Raw genomic sequence first — 19,861 nt, forward strand, 5'->3', positions numbered from 1 at the left:
AATCGGCCCGGCAACTGGGAGGGCACGCTAGGGTCGGCGAATGACGGTTCTGTGACAGGGGTCGGCGCTGACCCGTGAAACAGGCGCTTTGCCAGGGGGCCAGTGGGCAAAGTGAGCTGATATGACCTCTCGGGCCCGTCGGCAGCGCCCGAGCGGATAGCGGATACGGCCTGGCGGCGCCGGGAAATCGGCTGGTTGGCGGCCAGCAGCGAAAAAAATGCCCAGCCGCGGTGAGCTGATTCGACCTCCCGGGGTGTAGTGCACGCCGTCACCGGACTGTCACATCCATCTGCTGAGCTGACGCCCATTCCGCCTTCAACCCAGGTCGCCGGCCATGTTCTCAGTGCTCAAACCCCATCGCTTGAAACTCACCCTGCTGTTGCTCGCGGCCAATGCCGGCTTGCTGTTGCACCTGGCCTGCGGCGATCTCAAGGCGGTCAGCGAATGGGAGTGGCTGGACATCGTCGGCGAAGGCGGCTCGGCACTGCTGGCCCTGGTGTGGCTGGGGCTGGTGCTGAAAAGCCGGCCGGCCGGGCGCGTCACCAACTACCTGGCGCTGGGGTTGAGCTGCATCTTTTTCTCCTGGTGGATCGACAGCCTGGATGAGTTTATCCGCCTGCCCGAGAGCATCACCTGGGACCACTGGCTGGAGTCCGGGCCGATGCCGGTGGGCATGATCCTGCTGACCATCGGCATCTATCACTGGCACCGCGAACAGCTGGCCATCAGCGCGCAGATGGAGAAACGCGAACGGTTGTTCCGCGAGCATCGGCTGTTCGACAAACTCACGCCGCTGGGTGGCGCCGACTACTTCAAACGCCAGTTGGCCAGCACCCTGGAAGACAGCGCGCGACGCCAGCAACCCTTGTCACTGCTGGCCCTGGACCTGGACCGCTTTGCCGCCATCAACCATGACTACGGGCATGCCGAGGGCGACGCGGTGTTGCAGGCCATCAGCCATCTGCTGCTGCTCAACCTGCGGCGCCAGGACCTGCTGTGTCGCCTGGCCGGCGACCGTTTTGTGGTGCTGCTACCCAACACCGGCGAAAGCCAGGCGCGGCTGCTGGCCCTGGAGCTGGAGCAGGCGGTGCAAGGCCTGGCCCACAAGACCCGGCAGCACGGCGAACGCCTGCAACTCTCGGCCAGCACCGCGGTGGTGATGGCCCTGAGCGAAGCCCCGGAGGCCCTGCTCAAGCGCCTCAACCTGGCGCTGGCGCGGGCCAAGCAGCCCCTGGCCAAGACCGCCTGAGGCCGCCCCATGACGCTCAAGACCCTCTGGTATGAAACCGACAGCCGCTTTATTCCCGGGCATTACCAGCCAGCGACCTTGATCGACCTGGCGCTGTCCCGGGACATCGACAGCCACCGCCTGCTGCGTGGCACCGGCCTGTTCCACGAAGACATCCTGGCGGGCCAGACCCGTCTCAGCCCACAACAATTCCTCGCCCTGATTGGTAACAGCCGGCGCCTGCTGGACGCCGACGACAGCAGCTTTCTGTTCGGCCAGCGCCTGCTGCCGGGGCATTACGGCGCGGCCAGCCATGCGCTGCAACATGCGCAAAACCTGCACCAGGCCCTCGACACACTGATCCAGCAACAGGCCTTGCTCAGCCCGTTAGTGGCGCCACGGCTGTTGCTGGATGAGCAGTACGCCTATTGCTACTGGCTCGACAGTTGCGGCGCCGGCGAGCAGTGGCGCTTTCTGCTCGAAGCCAGCATGACCTCGCTGATCGCCATGAGTCAGTGGCTGAGCGGCCAGCGCCTGCCCTGGGAATGCAGCTTCAGCCACGCCGAACCGCGTTATGTCGAGCAGTACTGGGTGCACCTCGGGGAGCACACGCAGTTCCGTCGCCCCCTGGACCTGATGCGCATCCCCCGGGAGTTCCTGACCCAGCCCTGGCCCAATGCCTCGGCCACCGCCGGCCAGGTGGCGCGCCAGCAGGCCACCGCGCAACTGGAGCAGTTGGGCCTGGGCTCGGGGTTTCTCGACTGCCTCTATCGCTACCTGCAAACCCATGTGCGCCAGACCCCGAACCTGGAACAGGCCGCACTGGCTTTCGCCATGAGCCCCGCGACGCTCAAGCGCAAACTGCAGAAACACGACACCTGCTTTCAGCATCAGGTCGACCTGGTGCGCAAGCACGTGGCGCTGTACCTGTATCAGGTCAAGGGCTGGAGCAACGACGACGTGGCGCAGTACCTGAGCTTCAACGATGCGGCCAATTTCCGGCGTTCGTTCAAGCGCTGGACCGGCAGCACCCCACGCCTGATCCGCCAGCTGTTCAGTGCTGGCTGAGGTTTGAGTCCTCGCGCCGGGCAGAGAAAAAGGTCTACTCTTGGGCCAAAGACCCAGACCATCACCCGCCTGCCCTGCCACGCATTACCCCAGACCGCTTAAAGACCGGCGCCATACAGGCGTATAACCCTTGTAACCGCTTGTCGACTGTCATTCGCCAGCGGACCGCCCCACAGGTCCGCGCATTCAAACGGGATAGAGTCATGACCACAGCCAATCTTCTCGAGCACTTGTTTCCTGCCGCCGCTGATATTCCCGAGCAATACCGCCTGGACGGCCAGACCGAACAACGCGAGTACCTGGTCGCCGGCGAACTCAAGACCTGGACCGGCCCCCTGGCCGTGGTACGCAGCCCGGTGTACCTGGCCGGGCCCAATGGTGATGAGCAAGTGATCCTGGGCAGCACGCCGCTGCTCGATGCCGACACCGCCCTCACCGCCCTCGACGCCGCCGTGCAGGCCTATGACCGGGGTCAAGGCGTGTGGCCGACGATGCGCGTGGCCGAACGCATCCAGCACGTCGAAGCCTTCCTCGGGCGCATGCGCGAACAGCGCTCGGCGGTGGTCAAGCTGCTGATGTGGGAAATCGGTAAAAACCTCAAGGACTCGGAAAAAGAGTTCGATCGTACCTGCGACTACATCACCGAAACCATCAATGCCCTCAAGGAACTGGACCGCCGCTCCAGCCGCTTCGAGCTGGAGCAGGACACCCTCGGCCAGATCCGCCGCGTGCCACTGGGCGTGGCGCTGTGCATGGGGCCGTACAACTATCCGCTGAACGAAACCTTCACCACTCTGATTCCGGCCCTGATCATGGGCAACACCGTGGTATTCAAGCCGGCCAAGCTCGGGGTGCTGCTGATCCGACCGTTACTGGAAGCCTTTCGCGACAGCTTCCCGGCCGGGGTGATCAACGTCATCTACGGCAGCGGCCGCGAGACCGTCAGCGCCTTGATGGCCAGCGGCAAGATCGACATCTTCGCGTTTATCGGCACCAACAAGGCCGCCAGCGACCTGAAAAAACTCCACCCCAAGCCCCACCGCTTGCGTGCCGCCCTGGGCCTGGATGCGAAAAACCCGGGCATCGTGCTGCCCGAGGTCGACCTCGACAACGCGGTCAACGAGGCGGTCACCGGCTCGCTGTCGTTCAATGGTCAGCGCTGCACCGCGTTGAAAATCCTCTTCGTGCATGAAGAGGTGGTCGAGCGCTTTATCGAGAAATTCAACGCCAAGCTGCAGAACCTCAAGCCCGGCATGCCCTGGGAGCCGGGGGTAGCCCTGACGCCGCTGCCGGAGTCGGGCAAGGTCGACTACCTGCACGCGCTGGTGGCCGATGCCACCAGCAAAGGCGCGAAGGTGGTGAACAGTGGCGGCGGCGAAGCCCGGGCCTCGTTCTTCTACCCGGCGGTGCTGTACCCGGTGACCACCGAGATGCGCGTGTACCAGGAGGAGCAATTCGGCCCGGTGGTGCCGATCGTGCCCTACCGCGACCTCGACACCGTGATCGATTACGTACTCGAATCCGACTTCGGCCAGCAGTTGAGCATCTTCGGCACCAACTCCACTGAAGTCGGGCGCCTGGTCGACACCTTCGCCAACCAGGTCGGGCGGATCAATATCAACGCCCAGTGCCAGCGCGGGCCCGATACGTTCCCGTTCAACGGACGCAAGAACTCCGCCGAGGGCACGCTGTCGGTACATGATGCGTTGCGCACCTTCTCGATCCGCACCCTGGTGGCGACCAAGTTCCTGGAGAGCAACAAGGAATTGATCAGCGACATCATCCGTAATCGCGAGTCGAGCTTTTTGACCACCGATTACATATTCTAAAATCCCTGACTGGAGCCCATAGCCGAGCCCGATGAGCGACCTGCGAACCTCCCGAATGCCCCTGCTGTTGCGCCGACTCCTGCGTCCCTTGCTGGACCCGTATCGGCGCTACCGCCACGCCAGGCTGATCCATGCGGTACGGGTCTCCCTGGGCCTGATCGCGACCATCCTGCTGACCACCGGGATCAACCTACCCCACGGTGAGTGGGCGTCGGTGACCATGCTGGTGGTGATCGGCGGTTTGCAGCACCACGGCAATATCGGCAAGAAGGCCGCCGAGCGGGCCATCGGCACCCTGATCGGGGCCGGGGTCGGCCTGCTGCTGGTGCTGCAACAGGCTTACCTGGGCCTGCCCTGGGTGACGTATCTGGGGATGTCGGTGGTCTGCGGCTTCTTTTCCTATCACGCCATCGGCAAGGGGGGTTACACCGCCCTGCTGTCGGCGATCACCGTGTTTATCGTGGCCGGCCATGGTGACAACCAGATCACCGACGGCCTGTGGCGGGCGGTGGATATCCTGATCGGTATCGCCCTGGCGCTGGCGTTTTCCTTTGCCATCCCGCTGTACGCGGTCTATTCCTGGCGTTACAACCTGGCCAGCGCCCTGCGTGACTGCGCCACCGTGTACGGGCGCATCGTCAACGGCCAGTCGGTCACCGACGATGAACACCTCAAGCTGCTCAGCCGGCTCAACGCGACCCTGCTGCAACTGCGCTCGCTGATGCCCTCGGTGTCCAAGGAGGTGCGCATTTCCATGACTGAGCTCGACGCCATCCAGCGCAACTTGCGCATGTGCTTCAGCACCCTGGAGATCCTCGCCAACACCCGCCCCGATGTCAGCGACCCACAAGCCCTGGCGCACCTGCAACAACTGCTGAAACAGGAAAACCGCCTGGTGCGCGTGCAATTGATCGGCATGGCCCGGGCCCTGCAATCCGGCGCCTCGAAACGCCTGGGGCGACGCCTTGACGACAGCCTGCTGCAGCCCTCCAACACTACCCCGGTGTACTCGGCGCTCGATGGCTACCGCCTGCTGACCCGGCAACTGGTGGCCAACCTGGGCGATATGCGCCAGCGTCTGGCCAAAAGCGCGGAACACTGGAAGATCTGATTCAGGGCGTGATCGCACGCCGCAAACGCCAGGTCCAGCCCTGTTGCATGCCGGCTGCGGCCAGCAAAATCGCGATCACCCCCAGCCATTGCAGCCACTCAAGACGATGCCCGAAAGCCAGCCAATCGACGAAGATCGCCGCAATCGGGTAGATAAACGACAAGGCGCCGGTCAACGCGGTGGGCAGTTTCTGGATCGCGCCGTACAGCAGTACATACATCAGGCCGGTGTGCACCATGCCCAGGGTCAGCAGGCTGGCCCAGGCCGAAGGCTGCGCCGGCAACACCGAAAAGTTGGCCCAGGGCGCCAGCAACAGCACCCCGGTGCAGGCCTGGATCAAGGCGATCAGATGGGGTGGCGTGCCCGTCAGGCGTTTGATCAGCAACGCAGCAAAGGCGTAGAGCAGCGCCGCGCCCAGGGCCAGGCCGATGCCTGCAAGATAATCATCGCCACCGGCGCCGTGCTGGCCATGGGCGCTGACAATCGCCAGCATCCCGGCGAACGACACACCCAGCCAGAACAGCTTCTGCGCGGTGATTTTTTCGCCCAAAAACAGCGCCGCCAGCCCAACCAGCATAAAGGGCTGCACGTTATACACCGCGGTGCCGATGGCAATGGAGGCGCGGGAATAAGAGGCGAACAGCAGCAGCCAATTACCGACGATGGCCACCCCGCTGAGCACTGCCAGGGCAAAGGTGGTGCGGGTCAGGATGCCCGGGCGCAGGAAACCGAACCCGGCGCAGATCAGCAGCAAGGTGCCGGCGCCGAATACACAGCGCCAGAACACCACATCCAGCACCGGCTGCCCGGACACCAGCACAAACCAGCCAATGGTTCCGGAAATCAGCATGGCGGCGCTCATTTCCAGCGAACCGCGGCGTGTCATTTTGTCCATCTTCAGGCTCCTCAACAGGTGCCAAAAGTATGACAATGCCGCCCTGGGCCGCTCCAGCGCTTGCGATAGGCAAAAACCGCCGTATGCCTTTTTTATCAAGGCACAATCCGTACTTCACCTAAGAGGCTGCGATGATCGACGAAATAGACCAGGCGCTGATCAGCGCCCTGATGGAAGATTCACGCCGCTCGCTCAAGGCTCTGGCACAGATCAGCGGCCTGTCGTCACCCAGCGTTGCCGAACGCCTGCGCCGCCTCGAAGAACGTGGCGTGCTCAAGGCCTATACCGTGGAAGTCGACCCCAAACTCTTTGGCTACCAGTTGCAGGCCATCGTCCGCATCCGCCCCCTGCCGGGCAAGTTGCAGGAGGTCGAACGACAGATCCAGTCCATCGCCCAATTCACCGAGTGCGACAAGGTCACCGGTGATGACTGCTTTATCGCCCGCCTGCACGTGCGCTCCATGGAGCAACTGGACACCCTGCTCGATCACCTGAACACCTACGCTGAAACTAACACCGCCATCGTCAAGAAAACCCCAGTCAAACGCCGCCTGCCGCCCATGGGCTGATCGCCCGCGAGAGCGCCTTTTATGTGCGCCACACAAAACTGAAGGCAACAAAAAGCCCGCCGAAGCGGGCTTTTTTATTCAGGGCAGACGATTAGTCATCGCGACCCATGATGCCAAACAGCTGCAACAAGCTGATGAACAGGTTGTAGATCGATACATACAGGCTGATAGTCGCCATGATGTAGTTACGCTCGCCGCCATGGATGATGGCGCTGGTCTGGAACAGGATGCACACCGACGAGAACAGCACGAAGCCCGCGCTGATCGCCAGTTGCAGGCCGCTGATCTGGAAGAAGAAGCTGGCTAGCACTGCGCCCATCAAGACAAAGAAGCCTGCGGTGATGAAACCACCGAGGAAGCTCATGTCCTTGCGGGTGATCAGCACATAGGCCGACAGACCACCAAACACCAGCGCCGTCATGGCAAAGGCCGAGCTGACCACTTCAGCGCCGCCCTGCATACCCAGGTAGCGGTTGAGGATCGGGCCCAGCAGGAAGCCCATGAAACCGGTCAGGGCAAACGCCGACACCAGGCCCCAGGCCGAATCACGAAGTTTGTTGGTGAGGAAGAAAAGGCCGTAGAAGCCGATCAGCACCACGAAAATGTTCGGGTAACCGACACGCATCTGCTGAGCCACAAAAGCCATCACGCCGCTGAATGCGAGGGTGAGGGCCAGCAAGCCGTAAGTGTTGCGCAGGACGCGGCTAACCTCTAGCTGCTCAGCCTGCACGCCGTTATTAACTGCGTAATCCTGTTCGCGCATGGCGACACTCCTGTTGGTTTGAAACGTTCAGTGGCAAAGATCATAACAGACGCTCTGCAACAAGCTACGCAGAGAGTTTGACAGTGTGTTTCATTCGGGTATTATGGCGCCCGCAACGCAATACGGAGGTGTGGCCGAGTGGTTTAAGGCAACGGTCTTGAAAACCGTCGACTGTAACAGGTCCATGAGTTCGAATCCCATCGCCTCCGCCATATTTGTACGTTAAAGCCCTGATTATTCAGGGCTTTTTCGTTTCTGGGGTTTGGTGGTGCCGGTCGCACTGGCAAGGTGTTCCATAACTATTATGGAACCCTTCCATAACTCAGACCGTTTTTCCCCCTCCTCGGCGTCCTGCCGACCGTACACATCGGCGATACGCCAGCCTGATACACCCTCAACAAAGTTCGAACTCTGCATTGTCGTGCTCCAGAAATGTAAAAGCCCCGGCAAATGCCGAGGCTCAAATGGGTATAGAGGGCCGGTGCATACCCGGCTTGGCGGTCTGGCTCGTTGGGTCACGTGCCCCAGACTCTCATCGCGCAATCGATCGAGGAGCGCGCGGCTTTGATCCACGCCACTACCGACTTAGCTCAGTTGCCTGAGCGCATTATCTGCATAACGTGCTTGTCTCTCCACGCCTGTCCGCTTGAGCCGACCCCAATAGCAAAGGATGAGCAGCTCAAGCTGCCGGTGTTCTTTCGTAAGGCGTGACTACCAGCAATACCGCGTCCAGGCCCACCCTAGCCGTGTTCACTTCACAAAACACAATGCGCCGCGCAATGCCGGGGGGCGAACTTGAAAACTTCAACAGATAGTTACTTTTCGGGGATGTACCCAGGAGAGTTACACTCTAGATAGTCATGTCCTGCCCAAGTCATTTGAAAGTAATCGGATTGGGAGCACCCTTTTATCTCTTCATCCTTGGTTAATTTTACGAAGCCTGCCGTTTCGAGAATGTGAAGATGATAGTCGGCCACCCTCCGCAGGTCTGAAATGCCGAGGCCTGAACTCAAGGCGCTGTTGACGAACTCCTGGCGCAGTTCGTAGCGCTGGATGGCGAACCCGCCAGGCTCTTCAGCCAAGATGTTCAGCAACTGCAACGCGATATCTTTGTTCCTGCGCATTCATATCCCTCTGCAGATAATGCCAAATGGCCACGCCGAGGTTACCGCACTTGCGCATAAACGAAAAAGCCCCGGCGGATGCCAGGGCCTGAATACGTGTGCGCGTCTTTCCGCGCTGCCTGCGAAAGACCTTCCCGGCGTCGCATCGATCTCGCCGGCCCGGTCTCGCGCCACTCCGACAGCATGTGAGGTAAGGGTGCGCGGGCTGCCGGCGTTGATCCCGTACGTCGCACTATCCGGCTATCGACGTCCAGGCATTCCCGAGGACTGTCCTGGCTACAGATAAAAACTCAGGCAATAAGAAACCTCGCTCAGGCGGGGTTCACATCAGTTGGTGTAAGGCGGTGAATCGCCCTCAATATAGTATCGAAAGTTGATTAACAATAAGCTCATGGTTTCTGGCCCGCGCTGCCTTTCATCTCGAGGCGCGCCTTGGATTTCCTCTTCAAACTCATGGAAAGCCCATTGCGCCGGGGGCACATTCAGCGCAACAAAATCGCTACGACAGGTATCCGATATTTGAAAGCCTTCTTCACGAATGGCTCTGGCCTGCATGCGATTTATAAGCCCAGTTTGACCGAACTCCAGAACCTCTGCCGCAAGCGATTGCGCTTGGCGAATTGGCTCCCGCAGTTCCTCAGACCTGACCCCGCCTATCCCCGAGAAAGCGACCCGGTTAAGCAAGTAGTTATCGTCATCATTGTTCCACGCCTCGACATCGCACATGACCTCCTGTACTCGCCTGAGTGCATTCAGAAACTCACCGAACCTATTGCTCATAGTCAGAAGGACTCCGTGTCAGATGAGCCTTGACTGTACATGGAGCCCACCCAACAAAAAACCCGGCGCTTGGCCGGGCTTGATCTTTTAGGTGCGTTATCTCCGTCTTGCGTCGCTAGCGACAGAGGGATCAATCTGGCCTGTAATCATCCACCAGAGCATCACAAGGAATATGAACGCAACTACTGCAAGGATGAGACCGAAACAAACCTTGGTCAGCAGCTTTGCTAGCGGCCCTGGCTTGTCCTGCACTTCAACTCAAGAGCATTTTTTGTTTACCTTGAATTTTATCGCAAACAACAAAAACAAATAATACCCAATATATTCGACCATCCGGAGAGACCATTTTTTAATAGGACGTACGCAATGAAGTGTTCTCAACTAAGTCAAATGAGTGCACCCAGTTAAGTCAACAACTAGCCCGGCCCAGCGCCGGGCTTCTTGTATCTGCCCTTCCAGATCTGAGTCCTTAACCATCCCCTTACCTGGATTTCTTTCCTTCAGCAGCACTGCTGTAAGCCGCTGACGAAGCAACGTAGAAGTTCGACCAAGCTAGGCCGCTGAAACCAATGATGCCGGCCACTATGGTTCCGCAATCTTTGAGTGCCAAGTACATTCCCCCGATCCAGCGAGGCGTGTCCGACGCAAGCGCACCATTCAGGCCTAGATAAGCACCTCCCAGGACGACCACCGCGAGGGCCGCAACCGCTAAAACCACAGTCGCGACACCCCACGCTTTCATACCAAACTCGTTAGGGGTCATAGCTTGGTCCTTCAGATTAAAACCGCAGTAAAGCTATAGCATCGAGCCCGACACTCCGCATCCAAATCAGGGCACTTTTCGCCTCTGCAACTCCTTGCCTTGACCACCCAGGCTCCTGATCTACACTCCTCCGGACCGGCAGTAGGCTCGTATCGGTGTTTTCCCAAGCACCCGAGTTCACAGTAAATCGGAGTAGAGGTGCTCGGAAAACCATTCAGGAAATGGATTCCGGAAACCATTCAATAGACGGGGCGAAATCCGAAAAGCCAGACGAGTAGGAATTTAAATATGGAGATTTAATTCATGACTGCTCAAGAACATCTTGTTGGTGGATGGACCGCTTACCACAAACTGACCCCAAAGGATCAGGAAGTCTTTAAGGAGGCCTTGGCCGGGTTCGTAGGTGTTAACTACACGCCCGAACTGGTTTCGACCCAGGTGGTCAATGGCACCAACTATCGCTATCAGACGAAAGCAACGCTGCCTGGCTCGTCCAGCAGCTGGCAGGCGATAGTTGAGATCTACGCGCCAATTAACGGCAAGCCGCACATCACTCAGATCCACCGCATCTAAGTACGCCCCAAGCCCTTCGGGTCCGCAGCAGTTGCGAGACCCGAAGACTATCCCCCCTCTTCCACCCCCTGTCCTTCTGCTCGTCAACACTTCCCCAGGCCTACAGGTTCGGCCAGTGGAAGCTATAAGATCCCTGAGGTAAAGTGCGCGCCCAGCCAGAGCGGCTCCCCTGCCCCTGGCGCGATCCGATGTTCGGGACCAAGAGCGCCTGCAGCTTGTCGAGCGCGTCCGGGAGCTGGCCGCCAGTCATCCAAAGATCGAGGTCGCAGCCGAACTTGGTATCGACCGGCGGACGGTTTCAAAGATTGGCCTGGAGCACAGCATCACGTTCAAAGCTCCAACCCGAGGTGGGGCGCGCAATCTGGTGCACAAGGAAGTAGACGAAGCAACGGATGCTCGACTCGCCGAGCGGACTCGAGCCTTCATGGAGCTGGGCATTACCCGGCGCCAGTGCTGCGGAAGGCTGGCTATCGGCAACAAAGCCTTTGAGCGCATCATCACCGCTCACAGGATCGACTATCCCAAAGCACGCCAGGGCACTTCATGCGCCGCATAGCCCGTATCAGAGCGATGTAGCAGTTCATTTGTCCAGATTCAGTACATGGTGCATCCGTAAGCCAATTATTTCCCGCAACCAAGCAGTGTGAAACTCCATTTCCTCCAGAGAAGTACCCTCAGCCAATCGATATTCAACCTCTTCGTCCCTTGGCCCCCGACACACGACGCTAAAATAGCAATGACGGTCATAACTGGCTAACACGTAAGGGCTGATACAAATAATGTCGCTAAATGGCACCTGCACCTCGGTGGGCTTACGACCGCGACGGGTGACCGTGAGGGTAAGCAGTTGCTGGTTTTCGTCGAACGTGAAGGCCAGCACTCTAGCGGCAGAGGAAATCCAGGCGAAGACCAGCCCCATGAGCACAACACAACCAATCAGCATCAGAATGAGCGTCGACATTTTGAGGCTAGACCCATCGCTGTTCGGTTCACTTTGCATCGCGTCGAACCCGAGAAGGAGCAAGATCGTCAGCACTAATGGCAGATCCACTATCACGCCATTGGCGTAGTTGGCCTCCTACGGATTGAACATGCCGGTGCGGATGCTGACGCGGATCTTTTTGCACAGGGAGTTCAGTGCGCGGAGCTTTTCCGAAGCACGCATCATGTAGGTGGCCACGGCCTCTTTAATCGGTGCCAGGTCCTTGAGGCGCTTGCCAAACATCCGGCTGCAGCAGATCTCCGGTTTCGGCGGGTCAGGCTCGTCCAGCTCCAGGCACGGCATGCCGGCAGCTCCCGCACTGTCTTCTCGATCACCACGCTGAAGTTCTTGCGCAGCGTCCAGGGGTCGGCCTTGGCCAGGTCCATCGCGGTCTTGATGCCCATGGCGTCCAGGTGCGCTTTCATTCGCCGCCCTATGCCCCAAACCTCCGAGACGTCAGTATTGCGTAACACCCAGTCGCGCTTGACCTGGTCGCAGATGTTCACGACGCCACCGGTTTGAGCCTGCAGGCGCTTTGCTGTTGCGCCAATCATCACCCACAGTTTTCTCACTATTTTCTTTTTTGGTGAACGTCTGCAAAAATTTCAGTGATTAAGCGTGTTGGTTTTTGTTTTTTCATTTCCTTGACCTGATTACTCAGGCGTATTAAATCCTCACTGGGTTTTGCCCATTGCTCCCCAGGTAGTGACTCAGACCATGTACTCATGACCTCAGGCAAAGCTTTGCGCCCAACTTTTGCAATTCGGCGAATTTCCCATTCGACAAGTAGATTGGGTAAGGTCCAGAACGTCATGACATGGAAGAGATACCAGAAGAACCCGTGAATCCAGCCCACTTCCTTTTCGCGAATCCTGCGGTGCAGGCGTGTTCGCGCATTTCGGAACGTGTGCATCCCTTCATGGGGCGGATCGTTGGGGCCTTGTAGGTTCATGGGGTCCTGAATGCTTTTGAGGTCATGGACTTCGTACTCCATATAGGCACGCACAGCCTCCCAATGGGCAATCGCGAGCGGGAGGCCTCCACAAACGAAATCCACGCTGACCATCTGGCCCTCATGTTGATATCCCATGCCCATCCCGTACTGTCGCCGGACACCATATTGCGTGGTGCCTTGCGCCTGAACCACCCAGGCAGATAGCGATTCCCAAGGCACGAAAACTGGAGTTTCTGCGCCTGGGGGCATAAAGCAGACTTCACGGCGCTGACGGTTGAAGCGAGTGGGGATGACATTTGTGTACTTTTTATGATTGTAAATCCACACCACTAATCCAACAGTAAGTCCAACTATGTACATATAAAAGGCTGGTTTCAGAGTAGCGATAAAAAGGCCTGCACTGAACTCCAGAATTTCAGTCAATCCAAAGCCGCTGGTAGCGGCGATTAGTCCCATAGTCAGCTGAGTACCTACTATCATAAAGAGCGCGGCGGCAAACGGACTTCCCAGGGTCATCTGCCATGAAAAAACTTGGGGTTTTCCTCCTCCAAAGTCCAGATACGTGTCGTTGAGTTCGCTGACGTAGGGGCTATGTGGCGATGTCTCTGTAGGAAGAGGTAACGGTGCTAAGTACGTCGTGTAGCCAGATGGGAACTGTTCTACGTCTCCTGCACGGTGCAATTTAATTGCCCTCGAGTTGATCGATTGGATATCAATAGTTTTAGACATGCGAAGCTAATTCCAGCATCAGGGGCTCTACTTGAAGCAAAGGTGCGTGAGGGATGGAGGGGCTCTACCAACCGAAGGAAAGACACCACTTCACCTTGGACCAAAACGAATAGGGTGCTTTTTCTGCTGAGACAGCCCATTAGAACCAATACTTTGAACGGTCACGACCAGCATCGACACCTCTCGAAATTTAACTACGATCCGTTCATTGGTCTCTGGGTAACTAAGACAGAAAACAATCTGCTCGTCTTCAATACCTCGAAATCTGGCGTCGCCGGGTTCGCTAAGAATTTCCCGGCGCTCCGTGTTTTGCCTGGCGTCTACAAGGATTGTGTTGATACGGTGCGCCCCCATTTTCAGTAAGTAGGCCTCTTTCCCAGCGGCGCCATAAATGCAGTTACATCAATTCCGGGTGACAGCAATGGATATCGCCGATTTTGGCCCTTAGCAGCCAGTTCTTTTGTGGTTCTGACGTTTCGTTTCGCCGCCGCAGAATGCGTTCCAGAAAACAGGCAACCCTGGGCGCTTTCAATCGTCATGGCTGCCGGGCTAGCGGCGGGTGTACTTGGTCCACAGACGGTCACCTATACGATGGACCTATGGGAGTCCCACCTGTTTATCGTTACTTATGTTGCAGCCGCATTAATGGCGGTGGTTTCGGCGGCAGTGCTGCTAGGGATCGATGTGCCACGCCATGAGGCGGCTGTTCGTACTTCAGGTCGCCCACTTGCGGTGATTGTTCGGCAGCCTCAACTTATCAACGTCCTGCTCTGTGGTGTCATAGTTTACACGTTGATGAATTTCCTGATGACTTCGGCCCCACTAGCAATGAAGCATGAGGGGCTTTCACTGGAATCGTCGAATCTGGCATTGCAGTGGCACATAATTGCAATGTACGCACCCAGTTTTTTCACTGGAAATCTGATCCGCCGTTGTGGGGCAAACCGCGTTGTATTGATGGAGTTGATATTAACCAGCGCTTCTATTGCTGTCGGATTTGCCGGCATGCAGTCCTACCACTTTTATCTATGTTTGGTACTTCTAGGGTTTGGTTGGAATTTCGGCTTTGTCGGCGCCTCTGCGCTCGTTCTTCAGTGCCATAAAACAAGCGAAAAAAACAGTGTCCGAGCGTTCAATGATTTCATTGTCTTGGGCGCCGTGGTGCTCGGCTCGTTTGCATCGGGCGGTATATTGAATCGATACGGTTGGACCATTATCTGTGCGCTTGCTTTTGTACCTGTATTGGTCGCTATAGCCACGTTGATATTGAGCGAGCATCGCGGCAAATATTCAACTCAGGAACGCACAAGCTAGTTCCGCGGGGCTGGCTTAGCGTCCAGGCCATGATTCGCTTCACTCGGGATAACCGGTTTTGCGCAGTGGCGATGGCGATGGCAAGCCCACCTTGTTCAACTTGCTGACGCCTCCTTTGGATGCTTTGTCTCACTGACAGTTTTTAGGAGAAGCCGGGCGTTTTTTTGAGTATTGGTTTTACGCGGCCGCCTATCTGCCGATACAAGACTACCGCGCGCATGCCTCTCGAGATCGAACGCTGAAGGAAGTGAACATCCACGGATTGAACCTCACCCTGGCGCGCTCTACCTATTCCGAAGGTATCGTTCGGCAGAGCTTGCTACTCTTGCTCGGGCTCGTCGAGCGCCTGGAAACCGAGGGCCGTGGACCCGCACAGATCCGGCGATTAAGTATGCTCGTCAGCCGCCAACAGCCCCTGATGCCACAATTAGGCCTATCGAGACCGCGTAATTGGATACCCGCCGTAGAGAGCGCAGCAACGAACTGTCCCTGGACTGGCTTAACTTCTTCCTCGCTGATGTGCGCGATGGACTGGGGCCTTATCTGGCGATCTATCTGCTGGCCGTGCATAACTGGGAGCCGGCAAGCATCGGTCTAGTGATGACACTGGCCGGAGTCGCCGCGCTGCTCATGCAGACCCCAGCCGGTGCGTTGATCGACCGGACTTCGGCGAAACGGGCGGTAGTGGTAGTCGCCGCGCTGCTGGTAACCGGTAGCTGCCTGCTGCTGCCGTGGGTGACCTCGTTCGGGCTGGTGGCGCTGACGCAAACCGTCAGTGCCATCGCCAGCTCCGTGTTCGCCCCGGCCATCGCCGCGATCTCGCTGGGCATCACCGGCCCCCGAGCCTTCACCCGCCGCACCGGACGCAACGAAACCTTCAACCATGCAGGCAATGCCTGCGCCGCACTGCTGGCCGGCGGACTCGCCTATCTGTTCGGCCCGGTGGTGGTGTTCTACCTGATGGCGGTGATGGCACTGGGCAGCGTGATCGCCGTCAGCCTGGTCTCGGCCAAGGCCATCGATCACGAGGTCGCGCGCGGTTTTGCCTCCACCCCGGCGGGCGGCCATGCGCATCCGTCCGGACTGAGGGTGTTGCTGGCCAACCGGCCGCTGCTGCTGTTCGCCGTGTGCTGCTCGCTGTTCCATCTTGCGAATGCGGCCATGCTGCCACTGGTTAGCCAGAAGTTGTCCCAGGTCAACCTGCAGATGGCCACGCCGTTGACCTCCGCCTGCATCGTCGCCGCGCAGTTAGTGATGGTACCGATGGCCTTGCTGGTCGGCCTCAAGGCTGACCTGTGGGGGCGCAAACCATTGCTGCTGGCCGGTTTCCTGATCCTGCCGCTGCGCGGCCTGCTTTACGTGGTGTCCGACGACCCGTACTGGCTGGTTTCCGTGCAGTTGCTCGACGGTATTGGTGCCGGAATCTTCGGCGCCTTGTTTCCCGTAGTGGTCAAAGACCTGACGCAGGGTACTGGGCGCTTCAATGTCAGCTTAGGCGCTCTGTCTGCGGTATTTGGCCTGGGCGCAGCCCTCAGCCCCGGCTTAGCGGGGCTGGTGGTACAGGCAGCGGGCTACGATGCCGCGTTCGTGACCCTGGCCGCGATTGCTGGCGCAGCTTTCTTCCTGCTGTGGCTGGCTATGCCGGAAACCCGTAATAGCTCGGGCGACAAGATTGACACCTCGGAGCTCGCCATCCCCCCCACGGTCGTCAACTGATCATGCTGCGCCGAGTTTTGCATTCACCTGAGCAAATTGAGCATCGGTGCTACGCCTGAATGAATTGTTAGGCCGCAGCAGTGCCCGCGGGGATCCAAAGATCATCGCCATCAAGATCATAGGTGCGCTGCTCGCAGCCACCATCTTTGCAGCGGACATAGGAAAGCATACGGGTCGCGCCATCGCTGTGCGCCACCAGCCAGTAGTAAGCGTAACCATCATCTGAAAACTCGCCATCCTGCCAAACTTCGACACTGGGATGAGATGCGCTAAAGCGAGAGAACACTTCCGTCGATTTGATAATGGAGATGTCGGACATACTCTTTCCTGCGGTCTAACACACGCGTAATAGGCGCGAACTTGCGAGCGCCCTAATTGACGCGATTGTTAATGGTGTTGCGGCTCACATGGGCCGAATTTAACAATATCGGCAATAACCGATCCAATGAAGGGAACTGTAACGCCCGTCCTTAAATCAACAGTCATAACAATGCGCCCTGCTGATGTATTTTCATCTAGCTGGGCGGCTAGGTTTAGCAGCTTCTCGTGAAAACCTCTAATTGAATTTGGTTTCTCAGGCATTTCAACGCAACGATGTTCAACAGTTAACAAAATGAGGTGCTTGGCCAGGCGGGTAATGAGCCAATCCAGCAACCGCAACATCACTCGCTCAACTCCAGATGGAGATCAAACTCCCCTTCCATCGCCGCAAGCTGCTCGATCCCTGAAGTAAAACGGCCCAAGTGAACGAGGTCGCCGGAGCTTTGAAAGCTTCGGTAGTACACCACCAGATTGCCCCATGGCACATACAGCGCGAAGTCTCCCACGGATGGCTTCAGGCCGAACGGGGCAGAGCTGGTTGAGAACTTACGCGGCGGAAAAGCGATTTTCTCGACAGCGTTGTAGTCGCTGAACTTCAACGTGAGCGGCAGCATGGACACAAGATCGCGGGAAGTCAGCCACACGCTTGATTGCTCGCCACTTCTTCTCATGTCCATAACCCATCCGCTGAGAGACGGCTGATCACGTCAGGCTGTCGCGCTCGACTCGACAAGATGAACTTGCGTGGCATTGCGACCCGCCAGCCAGGCAAGCACTGACGCCGCAACCAACACCGCGGCACTGAGCTCGAAGGTGGCTTTGTAACCGCTCAGGTCAAAGGCCAGACCGCCAATGATCGCGCCTCCGGCAATCGCCAGTTGGACAATGGCCACAAGCAAGCCGCCTCCGGCTTCCGCATCATCCGGAAGCGTTTGCGCCAGCCATGTCCACCAGCCGACCGGTGCGGCCGTCGCAACCAGTCCCCAGAGTCCGAGCAACACGGCGGTCAGTACCGGTGATTTGCCGAAGCTGACTAACGCCAGCGCGATGGCCGCCATGATCAGCGGGATGACGCTCAACGTGCGATAGAGGCCGCGGCCCATAAACCTTTCGATCAGAAAGGTGCCGATAAAACCTGCCAGTCCCAGCCCCAGCAGCATCAACGACAAGGTTGAGACACTGACGCCAGTCACGCCCTCGAGAAATGGCCGCAGGTAGGTGAACAACATGAACTGGCCCATGAAAAACACGCTGACGGCGACCATTCCCAAGGCGACTGGCAACTGTTTCATCAGCCGCAGAACGTTGCCGCTGCCTGCCTGGCGCTCGGCCTTGAAGGACGGAAGGCTTATCAGCAGCCACACGGCGGCAAGCACTGCGATCGGGACCACACAGAAGAATGCACCGCGCCAGCCGATCAACGAGCCAAGAAAACTGCCCGCCGGCGCGGCGATGACCGTCGCCAGAGCGTTACCGCCATTGACGATGGCCAGCGCCCGGGAAACCTGATCAGGCTGCACCAGGCGCATTGCAGTCGCCGCCGACAATGACCAGAAACCACCGATCGCGATCCCGATCAGGGCACGCCCAAACATGAATGAGGGATAGCCCGGCGCGAGCGCGACGACCGTACCGGAGACGATCATCAGTAAGGTCAGGCCCAGTAGCAACTTCTTCCGTTCAACGCGAGCGGCAACCGAGGCAATCAGCAGGCTGGTGATCAATGCAAAGGCACCGGACACGGAAATACCCTGCCCTGCCTGGCCTTCGGTGATGTGCAGGTCTGCCGCGATGGGCGTCAGCAGGCTAACGGGCATGAACTCTGAAGCGACCAAAGCGAATGCGGCCAACGACATGGCCAGCACTGCGCTCCAGCCGCCTGTTCTTTTAGAAGGCTCTGTAGAAGGAAACGTCATGGGAACTACCTGTGGTGCAAAAAAACGAGTGGGTGTGATGCGCAGGGGCAAGCCGTTTGTCGCCCATTCGGGCACTGCCGCTGTAACAGATAGACACATTCTCCCGGTCAATCCGGCCCTTCCCCAGTGCATTCCTCTTGAATGCTTGCCTGATCCTCTGGGGATGCAGGGTGATGGATAGGAAACGTCTCTTGCGCGGATTAGAGTTCGATCAACAGGAGTGACCTGACATGATCGATACCCCTCTGCGCCATGAATCGCCTTTGGCGTTGAACATTGACCCGCGCGTGAGCGCACCGGGTGACTTCGCCACGGCCATACCCGGGCTGTCGCTGTTTCGTCGCGACCAGCCGGCGCCGCCAGCCGTGTGCATGGTAGAACCCAGCCTGATTCTCGTGGGTCGCGGCGAAAAACGCTTGTGGGTCGGTGGCGAGGGCTACAACTACGACCCTTCACGGTTTCTGGTCACCTCACTGGACCTGCCCGCCAACTCCGAAGTGATGCTTGCCAGTCCCGAACAGCCCTGTGTCGGTCTCGTACTGAAACTGGATATCAGCATGCTTGCCGAGGTCATCACCAAGAGCGGCTTGCCTGCGAAGCGCCAGCAATCAATGGGCACGGGCGCCGGGATTGGCAGCCTGTCTTCTGCTCTGGAGGGCGCGCTCGATCGCCTGCTGGCATTGCTGGATGAACCCGAGGCGATCCCGGTCCTGGCGCCGCTGATTCTGCGAGAAATCCACTATCGGCTGCTCCATACCGATCAAGGCGCGCGGCTGCGACAAATCACTGCCGTCGATGGTCAGGGTTATCGCATCGCCAAGGCCATCGACTGGCTCAAGGTCAACTACACCGATGCCCTGCGCATCGACGATCTGGCCGCACGGGTGCAGATGAGCGCCCCTACCTTTCACCATCATTTCCGTCAGCTCACCGGCATGAGCCCACTGCAGTACCCGAAATGGCTGCGGCTGAACGAGGCTCGTCGACTAATGTTGATGGAGCACCTGGACGTCTCGCGGGCTGCATTTGCAGTCGGCTATGAAAGCCCCTCGCAGTTCAGCCGCGAATATGGCCGGCTGTTCGGCACCGCGCCGAGTCGTGACATTGCGCTTCTACGTGGGCAGCCATACGAGGCAGAAGCACTCGGCACCGCAGCGAACTGAACAAAAACCAGCGTCACCGGTGATGCGCCTCGCCGCGTGTCACCGCTCATAACAATGCACGT

21 protein-coding genes, 1 tRNA gene and 2 pseudogenes are annotated in these 19,861 nt (G+C 58.5%); 11 read left to right on the forward strand and 13 right to left on the reverse strand.

Features of this window, described 5'->3' with window-relative positions; translation table 11 throughout:
- The first annotated feature begins 334 nt into the window (after positions 1 to 334).
- The 4 genes from JFU57_RS27910 to JFU57_RS27925 all read left to right on the forward strand — a co-directional run bounded on the left by JFU57_RS27910 (position 335) and on the right by JFU57_RS27925 (position 5,236).
- Complete coding sequence (locus JFU57_RS27910) at positions 335 to 1,249, forward strand: GGDEF domain-containing protein (RefSeq protein WP_201131524.1); 915 nt, start codon at positions 335 to 337, stop codon at positions 1,247 to 1,249.
- Between the two features lie 9 nt (positions 1,250 to 1,258).
- Positions 1,259 to 2,296: an AraC family transcriptional regulator gene (locus tag JFU57_RS27915; RefSeq protein WP_201131525.1), complete on the forward strand. Its 1,038-nt coding sequence runs from the start codon at positions 1,259 to 1,261 to the stop codon at positions 2,294 to 2,296.
- Between the two features lie 203 nt (positions 2,297 to 2,499).
- On the forward strand, positions 2,500 to 4,125 hold the full coding sequence (locus JFU57_RS27920) for an NADP-dependent glyceraldehyde-3-phosphate dehydrogenase (RefSeq protein ID WP_201131526.1): 1,626 nt from the start codon (positions 2,500 to 2,502) through the stop codon (positions 4,123 to 4,125).
- A 55-nt stretch (positions 4,126 to 4,180) separates the two neighbouring features.
- Positions 4,181 to 5,236: an FUSC family protein gene (locus JFU57_RS27925; RefSeq protein ID WP_178102898.1), complete on the forward strand. Its 1,056-nt coding sequence runs from the start codon at positions 4,181 to 4,183 to the stop codon at positions 5,234 to 5,236.
- 1 nt (position 5,237) lies between these two features.
- Here the strand turns inward: JFU57_RS27925 and JFU57_RS27930 are convergent, their stop codons facing one another.
- The gene (locus JFU57_RS27930) at positions 5,238 to 6,131 is read right to left on the reverse strand and encodes a DMT family transporter (RefSeq protein ID WP_201131527.1); all 894 of its coding nucleotides are present in this window, start codon (positions 6,129 to 6,131) and stop codon (positions 5,238 to 5,240) included.
- A 131-nt stretch (positions 6,132 to 6,262) separates the two neighbouring features.
- Here JFU57_RS27930 and JFU57_RS27935 point away from each other — a divergent pair, with 131 nt between their 5' ends.
- A complete protein-coding gene (locus JFU57_RS27935; protein ID WP_020297397.1) occupies positions 6,263 to 6,700 on the forward strand; it encodes an Lrp/AsnC family transcriptional regulator in 438 nt (145 codons plus the stop codon).
- 91 nt (positions 6,701 to 6,791) lie between these two features.
- Here the strand turns inward: JFU57_RS27935 and JFU57_RS27940 are convergent, their stop codons facing one another.
- Positions 6,792 to 7,463 (reverse strand): Bax inhibitor-1/YccA family protein, encoded by a 672-nt coding sequence (locus tag JFU57_RS27940; protein ID WP_020297396.1) that lies wholly within the window; start codon positions 7,461 to 7,463, stop codon positions 6,792 to 6,794.
- A gap of 124 nt (positions 7,464 to 7,587) precedes the next feature.
- Here JFU57_RS27940 and JFU57_RS27945 point away from each other — a divergent pair.
- Positions 7,588 to 7,675: transfer RNA gene (locus JFU57_RS27945), tRNA-Ser, on the forward strand.
- 603 nt (positions 7,676 to 8,278) lie between these two features.
- On the opposite strand, the gene JFU57_RS27950 is transcribed toward JFU57_RS27945, so the two are convergent.
- From JFU57_RS27950 to JFU57_RS27960, 3 genes are all read right to left on the reverse strand, one after another.
- Positions 8,279 to 8,587 carry a DUF2513 domain-containing protein gene (locus tag JFU57_RS27950; protein ID WP_201131528.1) on the reverse strand — a complete coding sequence of 103 codons (309 nt, stop codon included), beginning with the start codon at positions 8,585 to 8,587 and terminating at the stop codon, positions 8,279 to 8,281.
- A 327-nt stretch (positions 8,588 to 8,914) separates the two neighbouring features.
- Positions 8,915 to 9,367, reverse strand: a complete 453-nt coding sequence (locus tag JFU57_RS27955) for a hypothetical protein (RefSeq protein WP_201131529.1) — start codon at positions 9,365 to 9,367, stop codon at positions 8,915 to 8,917.
- 481 nt (positions 9,368 to 9,848) lie between these two features.
- Complete coding sequence (locus tag JFU57_RS27960; RefSeq protein WP_201131530.1) at positions 9,849 to 10,130, reverse strand: hypothetical protein; 282 nt, start codon at positions 10,128 to 10,130, stop codon at positions 9,849 to 9,851.
- Positions 10,131 to 10,433: 303 nt separating this feature from the next.
- Here JFU57_RS27960 and JFU57_RS27965 point away from each other — a divergent pair, with 303 nt between their 5' ends.
- On the forward strand, positions 10,434 to 10,703 hold the full coding sequence (locus JFU57_RS27965; RefSeq protein ID WP_016963335.1) for a hypothetical protein: 270 nt from the start codon (positions 10,434 to 10,436) through the stop codon (positions 10,701 to 10,703).
- A gap of 298 nt (positions 10,704 to 11,001) precedes the next feature.
- Here JFU57_RS27965 and JFU57_RS27970 read toward each other — a convergent pair whose 3' ends face one another.
- The 4 genes and pseudogenes from JFU57_RS27970 to JFU57_RS27985 all read right to left on the reverse strand — a co-directional run bounded on the left by JFU57_RS27970 (position 11,002) and on the right by JFU57_RS27985 (position 13,369).
- On the reverse strand, positions 11,002 to 11,211 hold the full coding sequence (locus JFU57_RS27970; RefSeq protein ID WP_201131531.1) for a hypothetical protein: 210 nt from the start codon (positions 11,209 to 11,211) through the stop codon (positions 11,002 to 11,004).
- Positions 11,212 to 11,283: 72 nt separating this feature from the next.
- Positions 11,284 to 11,754: a hypothetical protein gene (locus tag JFU57_RS27975; RefSeq protein ID WP_342032582.1), complete on the reverse strand. Its 471-nt coding sequence runs from the start codon at positions 11,752 to 11,754 to the stop codon at positions 11,284 to 11,286.
- Positions 11,755 to 11,784: 30 nt separating this feature from the next.
- Positions 11,785 to 12,227 (reverse strand): annotated as a pseudogene (locus JFU57_RS27980) (DinB/UmuC family translesion DNA polymerase); the annotation flags it as partial.
- Positions 12,228 to 12,256: 29 nt separating this feature from the next.
- Positions 12,257 to 13,369: a hypothetical protein gene (locus tag JFU57_RS27985; protein WP_201131533.1), complete on the reverse strand. Its 1,113-nt coding sequence runs from the start codon at positions 13,367 to 13,369 to the stop codon at positions 12,257 to 12,259.
- Positions 13,370 to 13,831: 462 nt separating this feature from the next.
- On the opposite strand from JFU57_RS27985, the gene JFU57_RS33365 reads away from it, so the two are divergent.
- From JFU57_RS33365 to JFU57_RS27995, 3 genes and pseudogenes are all read left to right on the forward strand, one after another.
- Complete coding sequence (locus JFU57_RS33365; protein ID WP_342032583.1) at positions 13,832 to 14,683, forward strand: MFS transporter; 852 nt, start codon at positions 13,832 to 13,834, stop codon at positions 14,681 to 14,683.
- Between the two features lie 208 nt (positions 14,684 to 14,891).
- Positions 14,892 to 15,113 (forward strand): annotated as a pseudogene (locus JFU57_RS33370) (diguanylate cyclase); the annotation flags it as partial.
- Between the two features lie 20 nt (positions 15,114 to 15,133).
- The gene (locus JFU57_RS27995) at positions 15,134 to 16,399 is read left to right on the forward strand and encodes an MFS transporter (protein WP_201131534.1); all 1,266 of its coding nucleotides are present in this window, start codon (positions 15,134 to 15,136) and stop codon (positions 16,397 to 16,399) included.
- Positions 16,400 to 16,466: 67 nt separating this feature from the next.
- Here JFU57_RS27995 and JFU57_RS28000 read toward each other — a convergent pair whose 3' ends face one another.
- From JFU57_RS28000 to JFU57_RS28015, 4 genes are all read right to left on the reverse strand, one after another.
- Complete coding sequence (locus JFU57_RS28000; protein WP_201131535.1) at positions 16,467 to 16,718, reverse strand: hypothetical protein; 252 nt, start codon at positions 16,716 to 16,718, stop codon at positions 16,467 to 16,469.
- Between the two features lie 68 nt (positions 16,719 to 16,786).
- On the reverse strand, positions 16,787 to 17,062 hold the full coding sequence (locus JFU57_RS28005; RefSeq protein WP_201131536.1) for a hypothetical protein: 276 nt from the start codon (positions 17,060 to 17,062) through the stop codon (positions 16,787 to 16,789).
- Positions 17,062 to 17,397 (reverse strand): cyclophilin-like fold protein, encoded by a 336-nt coding sequence (locus JFU57_RS28010; protein WP_201131537.1) that lies wholly within the window; start codon positions 17,395 to 17,397, stop codon positions 17,062 to 17,064. The genes JFU57_RS28005 and JFU57_RS28010 overlap by 1 nt, the downstream gene beginning before the upstream one ends.
- Positions 17,398 to 17,427: 30 nt before the next feature.
- Positions 17,428 to 18,636 (reverse strand): MFS transporter, encoded by a 1,209-nt coding sequence (locus JFU57_RS28015; RefSeq protein ID WP_201131538.1) that lies wholly within the window; start codon positions 18,634 to 18,636, stop codon positions 17,428 to 17,430.
- A 230-nt stretch (positions 18,637 to 18,866) separates the two neighbouring features.
- Here JFU57_RS28015 and JFU57_RS28020 point away from each other — a divergent pair, with 230 nt between their 5' ends.
- Positions 18,867 to 19,799, forward strand: a complete 933-nt coding sequence (locus tag JFU57_RS28020; protein ID WP_201131539.1) for an AraC family transcriptional regulator — start codon at positions 18,867 to 18,869, stop codon at positions 19,797 to 19,799.
- Positions 19,800 to 19,861: the final 62 nt, after the last annotated feature.

This window comes from Pseudomonas sp. TH07 (genome assembly GCF_016651285.1).
Lineage (GTDB): Bacteria > Pseudomonadota > Gammaproteobacteria > Pseudomonadales > Pseudomonadaceae > Aquipseudomonas.

Coding starts and splice junctions, on each gene's coding strand:
- JFU57_RS27910 (WP_201131524.1), top strand. CDS start 335: ATGTTCTCAGTGCTCAAACCCCATCGCTTGAAACTCACCCTGCTGTTG.
- JFU57_RS27915 (WP_201131525.1), top strand. CDS start 1,259: ATGACGCTCAAGACCCTCTGGTATGAAACCGACAGCCGCTTTATTCCC.
- JFU57_RS27920 (WP_201131526.1), top strand. CDS start 2,500: ATGACCACAGCCAATCTTCTCGAGCACTTGTTTCCTGCCGCCGCTGAT.
- JFU57_RS27925 (WP_178102898.1), top strand. CDS start 4,181: ATGCCCCTGCTGTTGCGCCGACTCCTGCGTCCCTTGCTGGACCCGTAT.
- JFU57_RS27930 (WP_201131527.1), bottom strand. CDS start 6,131: ATGGACAAAATGACACGCCGCGGTTCGCTGGAAATGAGCGCCGCCATG.
- JFU57_RS27935 (WP_020297397.1), top strand. CDS start 6,263: ATGATCGACGAAATAGACCAGGCGCTGATCAGCGCCCTGATGGAAGAT.
- JFU57_RS27940 (WP_020297396.1), bottom strand. CDS start 7,463: ATGCGCGAACAGGATTACGCAGTTAATAACGGCGTGCAGGCTGAGCAG.
- JFU57_RS27950 (WP_201131528.1), bottom strand. CDS start 8,587: ATGCGCAGGAACAAAGATATCGCGTTGCAGTTGCTGAACATCTTGGCT.
- JFU57_RS27955 (WP_201131529.1), bottom strand. CDS start 9,367: ATGAGCAATAGGTTCGGTGAGTTTCTGAATGCACTCAGGCGAGTACAG.
- JFU57_RS27960 (WP_201131530.1), bottom strand. CDS start 10,130: ATGACCCCTAACGAGTTTGGTATGAAAGCGTGGGGTGTCGCGACTGTG.
- JFU57_RS27965 (WP_016963335.1), top strand. CDS start 10,434: ATGACTGCTCAAGAACATCTTGTTGGTGGATGGACCGCTTACCACAAA.
- JFU57_RS27985 (WP_201131533.1), bottom strand. CDS start 13,369: ATGTCTAAAACTATTGATATCCAATCGATCAACTCGAGGGCAATTAAA.
- JFU57_RS28000 (WP_201131535.1), bottom strand. CDS start 16,718: ATGTCCGACATCTCCATTATCAAATCGACGGAAGTGTTCTCTCGCTTT.
- JFU57_RS28005 (WP_201131536.1), bottom strand. CDS start 17,062: ATGTTGCGGTTGCTGGATTGGCTCATTACCCGCCTGGCCAAGCACCTC.
- JFU57_RS28010 (WP_201131537.1), bottom strand. CDS start 17,397: ATGGACATGAGAAGAAGTGGCGAGCAATCAAGCGTGTGGCTGACTTCC.
- JFU57_RS28015 (WP_201131538.1), bottom strand. CDS start 18,636: ATGACGTTTCCTTCTACAGAGCCTTCTAAAAGAACAGGCGGCTGGAGC.
- JFU57_RS28020 (WP_201131539.1), top strand. CDS start 18,867: ATGATCGATACCCCTCTGCGCCATGAATCGCCTTTGGCGTTGAACATT.